Consider the following 11,348-nt stretch of genomic DNA (forward strand, 5'->3'; position numbering starts at 1 on the left):
GGGGAATCAGAACCGCTCGTCGAGGAAGGCGAACAGCTCCTCGTCGTCGGCGGCGTCGAGCGCTCCGCTCACCTCGTCGTCGGACCCGGGGACGGCCGCACCGCCCGTGGTGCCGCCGATCCGGTGCCACAGTCCGGAGAGGGCGGCGAGCCGGTCGGTGATCTCGTGCCGGGTCGTGCCGTCGGGCAGGGCGGTGTCGAGCCCGCCCTCTTCGGTGAGGCGGGTGAGGCGGGCGAAGAGCTTCTCCAGGCGTTCCAGCTCGGCCGTGAGCGAGAGGTCGCCGTCCTCGTCGCGGGGGCCCCGGTGCCGGGCCTCCTCGGTGAGACGGGCGTGCAGATGCCCGGCGAGCGCGGCGGGGCTGGGGTGGTCGAACACCAGCGTGGTGTTGAGCCGCAGCCCCGTGGCGGCGGTCAGACGGTTGCGCAGCTCCACCGCCGTCAGGGAGTCGATGCCCAGCTCGCGGAAGTTGCGGTCGACGGCGATGTCGCCCTTCTCCTCGTAGCCGAGTGCCGCCGCCGCATGGGTGCGCACGGCCTCCCGTACCGCCTCCAGCTGTTCGGCGGCCGGCAGAGCGGCGATCCGGTCGCCCAGGGTGCTGCTCACCGTCGCCGCCTCCGGTCGCTCCGGTGCGGGGGACGGGTGCGGGCCGCGCCGGTCCCGTACCAGACCGCTGAGGAAGGGCGGGACCTCTGCCTGGGCCCGGAGCGCGGACCGGTTGATGCGGATCGGGACCTGGAGTGCCGTGTCCCAGCGGTGCGCCTCGTCGAAGAGTGCCACGCCCTCGGCGTCGGTCAGGGGCAGGATGCCGCCACGGGCGAACCGGCGGCGCATGCCCTCCTGGTCCAGGTGTTCCACCATACGGCCGGCGCGGGCCCACAGCCCCCAGGCGAGGGAGAGGCCGGGCAGCCCCTCGTCCCGCCGGTACTGGGCGAAGGCGTCGACAAAGGCGTTGGCGGCGGCGTAGCCGGCCTGCCCCGGGCTGCCGAACAGCGCGGAGGACGACGAGTAGAGGACAAAGGCGGACAGGTCGAGGTCCCGGGTGAGTTCATGGAGGTTGAGGACCGCGTCGACCTTGGGCCGGAGGACGGCGTCCATCCGCTCGGGGGTGATCGAGGGCAGGGTTCCGTCGTCCAGTACACCGGCGGTGTGGACGACGGCGCGGAGCGGGTGGGCGGCCGGGATCGCGTCGATCAGGGCGGCGAGTTGCTCGCGGTCGGCCACGTCACAGGCGCGTACGGTCACCTCGGCGCCGAGTTCGGTGAGTTCGTGGGCGAGGTCGGCGACGCCTTCGGCCGCCTCGCCCCGGCGCCCGGCGACGATGAGGTGGCGTACGCCGTGGGTAGTGACCAGATGGCGGGCGACCGTGCTGCCGAGCGTGCCCGCGCCGCCGGTGACGAGTACGGTGCCCTGGGCGTCGAAGTCGGGCGGCAGGGTGAGGACGAGCTTTCCGGTGTGCCTGCCCTGGCTGAGCGAGCGGAAGGCCCGCCGGGCCTGCCGTATGTCGTGGACGGTGAGCGGCAGCGGTCGCAGGACCCCGGCCTCGAACAGGCCCATCAGCTCGGTCAGCATCTCGCCGACGGCCTCGGGTCCCGCCTCCATGAGGTCGAACGGCCGGTAGACGGTGCCGGGGTGGCTGTCGGCGACGGTACGGGGGTCGCGGACATCGGCCTTGCCCATCTCCAGGAAGTGACCGCCCCGGGGCAGCAGGCGCAGCGAGGCGTCCACGAACTCCCCGGCGAGGGAGTTGAGGACGATGTCGACCCCTTCGCCCCCGGTCTCCGCCAGGAAACGGTCGGCGAAGTCCAGGGTGCGGGAGTTCGCCAGCCGCCGGTCGGTCAGGCCGAGCGCGCGCAGGGTGTCCCACTTGGGGGTACCGGCCGTCGCGTACACCGTCAGACCGAGGTGCCGGGCGAGCTGGAGGGCCGCCATGCCGACCCCGCCGGCCGCCGCGTGGATCAGCAGGGACTGGCCGGGCTTCGCCCGCGCGAGCCGGTTGAGGGCGTAGTGCGCGGTGAGGAAGACGGCCGGGACGGAGGCGGCCCGGGCGTAGGACCAGCCGTCCGGGATACGGGCCACCATGCGGTGGTCGGCGACGGCGTACGGGCCGAAGCCGCCGGTCCACAGACCCAGTACCCGGTCGCCGGGCGCGAGGCCGGTGACATCGGGGCCGACCTCGGTCACCACACCGGCGCCCTCGGCGCCCATGACGCCGTCGCCGGGGTAGGTGCCGAGCGCGATGAGCGTGTCGCGGAAGTTGAGCCCGGCGGCCCGTACGCGGATCCGGATCCGGCCGGGCGGCAGCGGCTCCAGGGTGTCGGGCGCCGGTTCGAGGCGGAGTCCCTCCAGGGTGCCGTCGCCGCCGGTGCCGAGTCGCCAGGCGGCGCGGTCCACGGCCGTGGCGGGGTCTGCGGTGGTGGCGGTGCCGGGGGCGGCGGGCAGCTCCAGGGTGTCCGGGGTGTCCGGGCCCATGGGGGTCAGGCGGGGGGTGTGGACGTGCTCGCCACGGACCGCGAGCTGGGGTTCCCCGCAGGCGAGCGCGGCGGCGAGCGCGTCACCGCTGACGGTGGCGTCGTCCGCGCCGAGGTCGAGCAGGACCATCCGGCCGGGTTCCTCGGACTGGGCGGAGCGCACCAGACCCCACGCGGCGGCGGACGCGGTGTCCCGTACCTTCTCGCCGGGGGTGGTGGCGACCGCGCCCCGGGTGACGAGGACCAGCCGGGACGGCAGCCGTTCGGCGCCCTTCAGCCAGCTCTGGACCGTCTCCAGGGCCATGTGCAGGGTGGCCCGTACAGCATGCGGGTCCGGGGCACCGGCATGGCACGGCAGCGGAACGGCCACGATGTCCGGGGCGGCGCCGCCCGGGGCGTGGGCCTCGAACAGCGATGCCAGGTCGGGGTGGGTGTCGCAGGTGATGCCCGCGCCGAGGAGGGCTGCGGCCAGTCCGCTGGGGTCGTCGCCGATGACGGCCCAGCGCCGGCCGGGTCCGGGGGCGGCGGGCCGTCGCTCCCACCGGACGCGGTAGAGGTTTCCGCCGCCGGTGCCGTGCCGTCCGGAGCCGGGTCCGCCGCCCCGCCCGGTGAGCCGGTCGGCGGGGACCGGGCGTACGACGAGTTCGTCGACGGACAGGACGGGCCTGCCGTCGGCGTCGGCGCAGACCAGGCGTACGGCCTCCGGACCGGCGGGGGAGACGGTGACGCGCAGCCGGTCCGCGCCGGTGGCGTACAGGCGTACACCGCGCAGGGCGAACGGCAGCCGGGCCTGCCCGTCGGCGGGGAAGAAGGCGCCCAGGCTCATGGTCTGGAGGGCGGCGTCCAGCAGGGCCGGGTGGATGTCGTGGGTGTGCGCCTCGCCGGTGGCGGGTCCCGGCAGGGCGACCTCGGCGTGGACGGTGTCGCCGTCGCGCCAGCCGCTCCGGAACCCCCGGAAGGCGGGGCCGTAGTCGTAGCCGCGTTCGGCGAAGGCGGTGTAGAAGGCGGCGGGGTCGGGGACGCCGGCCGCCGCCGCCCCGGGCGGTGGCCAGGCGGCTCCCGGGGTGCCGGCCTCCGGAGTGGCGCCTTCTGGGGTACCGGCCTCCGGAGTGCCGGTGTCCGCCGGGTCGACCGTGGCCTGGGCGTGCAGGGTCCAGGGGGACATCGGCGGGACGCCCGCCTCCTGGGAGTGGACGGTGACCTGACGGCGGCCCTCCCCGTCGGCGGGTCCGACCAGGAGACGCAGATCCACCGGGCCGTCGTCGGGCAGCACCAGCGGCGCCTGGAGGGTGAGTTCGTCGATCCGTCCGCAGCCGGACCGGGCACCGGCCCACAGGACGAGGTCGACAAAGCCGGTCGCGGGCAGCAGGACCGTCCCCAGCAGGGCGTGTTCGGACAGCCACGGCCGGGTGTCCGCGTCCAGCCGGGCCGTATAGACATGGCCTGCGGAGTCGGGCAGTTCGACCCCCGCACCGAGCAGGGCGTGACCGGCGTCGGCCAGTCCGGCCGAGGTCATGTCACCGCGCCGGGCGGACGGGTGGTACCAGTAGGGCTGCCGCTGGAAGGGATAGGTCGGCAGATCGACCCGCCGGGCCCCCGGCCCGTACAGGGCCCTGGCGTCGATGTCGACGCCCCGGCCGCACGCGACGGCCAGCGCCAGGGCGAGGCCCCGCGTACCGCCCTTCCCCCGGCGCAGGGTGTGCAGGACGGCGGCGGGGACACCGGTGTCGGCGACGGTCTGCTCCAGCGACACGGCGAGCATGGGGTGCGGGGCGGACTCCAGGAACACCTGGTGGCCGTCGGCGAGCAGCGCCCGCGTGGCCTGGTCGAACTCGACCGGCTCACGCATGTTCCGGTACCAGTAGTCGGCGTCCAGCCCGGCGGTGTCGAGCAGGCCGCCGGTGACGGTCGAGTAGAACGGCACGGCACAGGACCGGGGCGCGACCGGCGCCAGATCCCGAAGGAGCCGCTCGCGCACCGCCTCCACCTGGGCGGAGTGCGAGGCGTAGTCCACGCCGGGGATCATCCGCGCGCGGACGCCGTCGGCGGCCAGCTCCGCCAGCAGCTCGCGCAGCGCCTCCGGGTCGCCCGCGACCGCCGTGGTCCCCGGGCTGTTGACGGCCGCGACCGAGAGCCGGCCACCGAAGCGCGCCAGCCGGGTGCGTACCTGTTCGGCGGGGAGCGAGACGGCCATCATGGCGCCCTTGCCGGCCAGGGTCAGCGAGGCCCGGCTGCGCAGGGCCACGATCCGGGCGCCGTCCTCAAGGCTGATCCCGCCCGCGACACAGGCGGCGGCGACCTCGCCCTGGGAGTGGCCGACGACCGCCGACGGCCGGACCCCGGCGGCACGCCAGCAGGCGGCCAGCGACACCATCATGGTGAAGAGCACGGGCTGGACGACGTCGACCCGGTCGAACGACGGCGCCCCCGGCAGCTGCCGGAGCACATCCAGGACCGACCAGTCGAGGAACCCGGCGAGGGCGGTGTCGCACGCCTCGGCGGACTCCCGGAAGGCCGCCGACCCGTCCAGCAGCCCCTGGGCCATGGCGGGCCACTGGGAACCCTGGCCGGGGAAGACGAACACCGTGCCGTCGCCGGGACCTGCGGCGAAGCGGGTGACGTGGCGGTGCTCCCGGCCCAGGGCGAGGGCGTGCAGGGCGGCCAGCAGCGCCTCCCGGTCCTCCCCGCCGACCACGGCCCGCCGCTCCAGCCGGGCGCGGGCGGTGAGCAGGGTGAGTCCGGCGTCCTCGGGGCGGATGCCGGGATCCCCGACGAGGGCGGCGCGCAGCCGGTCCGCGTACGCCTGGAGTGCCTCTTCGGTACGGGCGGAGAGCACCAGGGGGGCGGGGTCGGACACGGCCGAGGACGGGGCCGGGGACGGGTCGGCGGCTGGGGACGGGGCCGACGCGGGCGCCGGGGACGGGCGGGGGGCCTCCTCGATGAGAACATGCGCGTTGGTGCCGCTGATACCGAAGGCGGACACCCCGGCGCGGCGCGGTACGGCGCCCTCGGGCCAGGGCACGGGCTCGTCGAGGAGGGCGACCGTACCGGCCGACCAGTCGATGCGCGGGCTCGGCTCGTCGATGTGCAGGGTGCGCGGCAGAACGCCGTTGCGCAGGGCGAGCACCGTCTTCATCACCCCGGCGACCCCGGCGGCGGCCTGGGCGTGCCCGATGTTCGACTTCACCGAGCCCAGGTGGAGCGGCCTGTCGGGCGTCCGGGACCTGCCGTACGTCGCCTGGAGCGCCTGGGCCTCGATGGGGTCACCGAGCGGTGTGCCGGTGCCGTGCGCCTCCACCGCGTCGACGTCCTCGGCGCGCAGACCGGCGTCGGCGAGCGCCTGGCGGATGACCCGCTGCTGGGAGGGGCCGTTGGGCGCGGTGAGGCCGTTGCTGGCACCGTCCTGGTTGACCGCCGAGCCCCGGACCACGGCCAGCACGGGGTGACCGAGCCGTTCGGCGTCCGACAGCCGCTCCAGGAGCAGCACTCCGGCGCCCTCGCCGAGCACCACACCGTCGGCCGCGCCCGCGAAGGCCCGCGACCGGCTGCCGGGCGAGAGAACGCGCTGCCGCGAGAACTCCACCAGCATGTCGGGGGTGGACATGACCGTCGCACCGCCGGCCAGGGCCATCGAGCACTCGCCCCGGCGCAGGGCCTGCACGGCGAGATGGAGCGCGACCAGCGACGCCGAGCAGGCCGTGTCCACGGTCATGGCCGGCCCTTCGAGGCCGAAGACATAGGAGAGGCGGCCGGACATCACACTCGCCGAGTTGCCGGTGCCGAGATAGCCGTCGAAGCTCTCCTCGCCGTTCTGTAGCAGGCCCAGATAGTGCTGGCCGTTGGTGCCGACGAAGACGCCGGTACGGCTGCCGCGCAGACCGGCCGGGTCGATGCCGGCCCGCTCGAACGCCTCCCACGAGGTCTCCAGCATCAACCGCTGCTGTGGGTCCATCGCCAGCGCCTCACGCGGCGAGATCCCGAAGAAGGCGGGGTCGAAGTCCGGTGCCCCGTGCAGGAAGCCGCCCTCCTGGGCATAGGTACGGCCGTCCGCGTCCGGGTCCGGGTCGTACAGCTCCGCCGGCTTCCAGCCCCGGTCGTCCGGGAACCCGCTGATCGCGTCGCCCCCGTCCGCGAGCAGCCGCCACAGCTCCTCCGGGGTGGTCACTCCCCCCGGGAAGCGGCACGCCATCGCGACGATGGCGACGGGTTCGGACTCCTGGGCGGAGGCGGCGGAACCGGCGGCGGCCGTCGGTACGGGGACAGCGCCGTCGGCGCCGTCGCCCGCGAGGTGCGACTGGGCCCGTTCCCGCAGATGGCGGGCGAGCGCGGTCGGGTCGGGATGGTCGAAGACCAGGGAGGCGGAGAGATCGAGACCGGTGGCCTTCCGCAGCCGGTTGCGCAGTTCCACGGCGGTGACGGAGCTGAAGCCGAGAGCCTTGAACGGCTGCCGGGCGTCGATCGCGTCGGGCGAGGGCTGGCCCAGTACGGTCGCGGCGTGCCCGCGCACCAGGCGCAGCAGAATCCTCAGCCGTTCCTCGTCGGACCTGCCCGCGAGCAGCCGTACGATCTCGGGGCCGTCGGCGCTGTCGACCCTGTCGGTGCTGTCGGCGCTGTCGGCGGGGGAACCGCCCGGCTCCGTCGTCGTCCCGGCGGTCCGGAGGCGGCGCGCGTCGGGCAGCCCGGCGAGGAGCATCGACGGTCGTACGGCCGCACGAGCGGCGGCGAACCGCTCCCAGTCGGCCTCGGCGACGGCCACGGCGGCCAGGCCCCGGCCCACGGCACGGGAGAGTTCTTCCACCGCGCGCTCGGGGTCGAGCGGGGAGAGCCCGGCCCGTCGCATCCCGGCGACGACCGGGGACTCCTCGGTCTCCGCTCCCCCCGTCTCCGGTGTGTGCCACGGAGTCCAGGCGACGGAGGTGAAGGGGAGCCCCCGGGCCCGGCGCCGCTCGGCGAGCGCGTCCAGCTGGGCCGTACCCGCCGCGTAGCCGCACTGGCCCGTACCGCCCCACACACCGGCGACGGACGAGAAGACGACGAAAGCGTCGAGCCCCTCGGTGTCCGTGACCGCGTCCAGGCAGGTCACCAGGGCCGTCTTGGCGTGCAGCGCCTGGGCGAGGACCGCCGGGGAGGTCTCGGCCACGGTACTCAGCGGCACCGGTGGCGGCACGGCCAGCACGGCGGCCGGTGCCAGATCGCCGACCAGCGCACGAACGGCGGCGGCGTCCGCCACATCGCAGGGCACCATGGAAACCCGCCCGTCCCACCCGGCCTCGTCGGTGGGCGCGGCGGGGAGGGAAGCGGTGGGGCCGGCCAGGACGACCCGCTCGGCACCGTCGGCGAGGAGCCGCCGGGCCAGCGGCTCCGCCACCGCCGCGACCTCCCCGACCACCAGGACCGTGCCCCGGGGCCGCCAGCCGGCCCCGGCCGAACCGGCCGTGACCCGCACCAGCCTGCGGCCGTACGCCCCGGCGCTCCGGATCGCCAGCTCGTCCTCCCCTCCCCCGGGTCCACCGGGAGCGGCCAGCACACGGGCGGCCCGGCGGAACGACCGCGCGTCAGGCCCGGAACCCGGCCGCCCCGGATCGGCCCGGAAGTCGATCAACCCACCCCAGAGGTGGGGGTACTCCAGGGCCGCCACCCGGCCGAGACCCCAGATCCCGGCCTGTTCGGCGGACGGCTCCTCCCTGGGCAGCACACCCACCGCGTTCCGCGTGACCGTCCAGAGCCGGGCACCGACGGCGGCCTCGCCGGCCGCCTGGACCAGCGTCAACGACGCGGCCACGCCGAGCGGGAGAGCGGGATGGCCGGGGTGCGCCCCCTCGGCCAGTGGAAGGAGGGAGACGATGCCCCGCAGCGGACCCCCGTTCCGCTCGTCGGCCGCCTCGGTGAGCAGGGCGCGCATACGGGAGCGGTCGCAGGCGGGATCCACGGCGAGCGTCATGACCTCGGCGCCGAGGTCGGCCAGAGCACGCGCCATGCCGTCCGCGATATGCGTCGCGGACGGGTCCTCGGCGGGCGCCTCGCCCTTGAGGAGCAGCCAGCGTCCCGACAGCCGCGCCCCGCTCCCGTCCTCGTGGACCGCCTTCCACGACACGCGGTAGGAGAGATCGTCGGCGCTCTCACGCGGGGTGGATTCGATCCAGTAGTGATGGCGCTGGAAGGGGTACGTGGGGAGGTCGATCCGGCGGGTGGCGAGTCCGTGGGAGGTGTAGGCGGCCTTCCAGTCGACGGATACGCCCGCGACGAAGGCCTCCGCGATCGACGCCCAGACCCGGGACAGGCCGCCTTCGCCGCGTCGGAGGGTTCCGACCGCGACGATGTCATCGCGATCCGCCTGGTCGGCGAGTTCCTGAACGCCGATGGTGAGTACGGGGTGCGCGCTCACCTCGACGAACGCACCGAAGCCGTCCGCCAGCAGCAGTTCCACGGCGTCGGCGAACCGGACCCGCTGGCGCAGATTCCGGTACCAATAACCTGCATCGGCAGACGCCTCGGCGATGCGGCCGGGGTCGACCGTCGAGTACCAGGGGATGACCGGCTCACGTGCCACGACCGGCGCCAGGAGACCGGCCAACTCTTCCTCGATCGCCTCGACCTGGGCGGAGTGGGATGCGTAATCCACCGGCACCCGCCGGGCCCGCACCCCCTCCACCTCGCAGGCGGCGACGAACTCACCCACTGCCGAGGCTTCACCCGAGACGACAGTGATCCCCGGACCGTTGACCGCAGCCACGCCCAGCCGGCCGTCCCAGCTCGTGAGGCGCTCCTCCACCACACCCACCGGCAACGCCACCGACGCCATACCGCCCGCACCGGCCAGTACCCGGCCGATCACCTGCGAACGCAGCGCCACCACCCGGGCACCGTCCTCCAAACTCAAGGCCCCCGCGACCACAGCAGCCGCGATCTCACCCTGGGAGTGGCCCACGACCGCATCCGCCACCACGCCCGCCGAGGCCCACACTTCGGCCAGGGAGACCATCACGGCCCAGGTCACCGGCTGGATCACATCCACCCGGTCCAGGTCGGCACCGGAACGGACCACATCGAGCAGATCCCACTCCACGAACCCGGACAGGGCTTGGGCACACTCGGCCATCCGCGCCGCGAACACCGGCGAGGATTCGAGCAGCTCCGCACCCATCCCCGGCCACTGGGTCCCCTGCCCGGGGAACACCCAGACCGTCCGCCCCACAGAACCCGCCACACCCGAGAAGACGGGAGCCCGCAAACCTTCGAGCAGGCCGTCACGATCGGAGGCCACCACCACCGCACGATGACCGAACACCGAACGGTGAGCCGCAGACCAACCCACCTCACCCACCGAACCGCCTCGCTCAACTACGGAAGCAAGACGACTCAGACCGGCCCTCAGACCGTCCGGCGACACACCCGAAGCCACCACCGGTACGGGGGCGGCAAGCGAGGAAGGCTCGACTTCCGGCTCTTCGGGGGCCTGCTCCAGTACGACGTGGGCGTTGGTCCCGCTGACCCCGAACGCGGAGACACCCGCCCGACGGACCCGCTGAACGTCCGGCCACTCCCGCGCCCGGTCCAGCACCTCCACCGCACCCGAAGACCAGTCCACATGCGACGACGGCGCGTCCACATGAAGCGTCTGCGGCAGCACCCCGTACCGCATCGCCATCACCATCTTGATGACACCCGCGACACCTGCGGCCGCCTGCGTATGACCGATGTTCGACTTCAACGACCCCAGCCACAAAGGCCGATCGACAGACCTGCCCTGCCCGTACGTAGCGAGCAGCGCCTGCGCCTCGATCGGGTCGCCCAGCCGGGTCCCCGTCCCATGCGCCTCGACGGCATCCACATCGGACGTCCCCAGACCCGCGTTCTCCAGCGCCCGGCGGATCACCCGCTCCTGCGACGGGCCGTTCGGCGCCGTCAGCCCGTTCGACGCACCGTCCTGGTTGATCGCAGAGCCCCGTACCACCGCCAACACCCGGTGACCCAGCCGCCGCGCGTCCGACAACCGCTCCACCAGCAGCATGCCCGCGCCCTCGGCCCAGCCCGTGCCGTCGGCCCCGTCCGAGAACGCCTTGCACCGGCCGTCCACCGCCAGCCCCCGCTGACGCGAGAACTCGACGAAGACGGTGGGGGTCGCCATCACGGTGACCCCTCCGGCCAGGGCGAGATCGCACTCGCCCTGCCGCAGCGCCTGCACCGCCAGATGCAGCGCCACCAGCGAGGACGAGCATGCCGTGTCGACCGACACCGCAGGGCCCTCAAGGCCCAGCACATAAGAGATCCGGCCGGACGCAACGCTTCCGGATGTCCCCGTACCGAAGTACCCGCCCATGTCGTCGCCGAGGGCGGCGGGCGTGGAGCCGCTGCCGTAGTCGTGGTACATCACCCCCGCGTAGACGCCGGTCGGTGAACCGCGCAGGGTGTGGGGGTCGATGCCCGCCCGCTCCAGCGCCTCCCACGAGGTCTCCAGCAACAAACGCTGCTGCGGATCCATCGCCTCCGCCTCACGCGGCGAGATACCGAAGAAACCCGCGTCGAACTCCCCCGCCCCGTGCAGAAAACCACCCTCACGCACATACGACTTCCCCGCCGCATCAGGATCCGGGTCGTACAACCCCCCGACATCCCAACCCCGGTCCACCGGAAACCCGGACACCGCGTCCGACCCCGACTCCACCAGATCCCACAACTCCTCCGCCGACCCCACCCCACCCGGAAGACGACAACCCATCCCCACGATCGCGATCGGCTCGTGGGCCCGCTCCGCCACCTCGCGCAGCTTCTCCTGGGTGTCGTGCAGCTCCGCCATGGCGCGGCGCAGATAGTCGCGCAGCTTGGTCTCGGTGGAGGTGGATCCGGTCGCGGAATCGGAGTCGTTCGTGGACACAGCTC

At 74.1% G+C, this 11,348-nt stretch carries 1 protein-coding gene; it reads right to left on the reverse strand.

Features of this window, described 5'->3' with window-relative positions:
* Window positions 1-6: 6 nt before the first annotated feature.
* Window positions 7-11,343, reverse strand: coding sequence for an SDR family NAD(P)-dependent oxidoreductase (locus ABT354_RS11545; RefSeq protein ID WP_351492110.1), 11,337 nt, complete (start codon window positions 11,341-11,343; stop codon window positions 7-9).
* Window positions 11,344-11,348: the final 5 nt, after the last annotated feature.

It is taken from the genome of Streptomyces sp. NPDC000594 (assembly GCF_040299965.1).
In the GTDB taxonomy this organism is placed as follows: Bacteria; Actinomycetota; Actinomycetes; order Streptomycetales; family Streptomycetaceae; genus Streptomyces.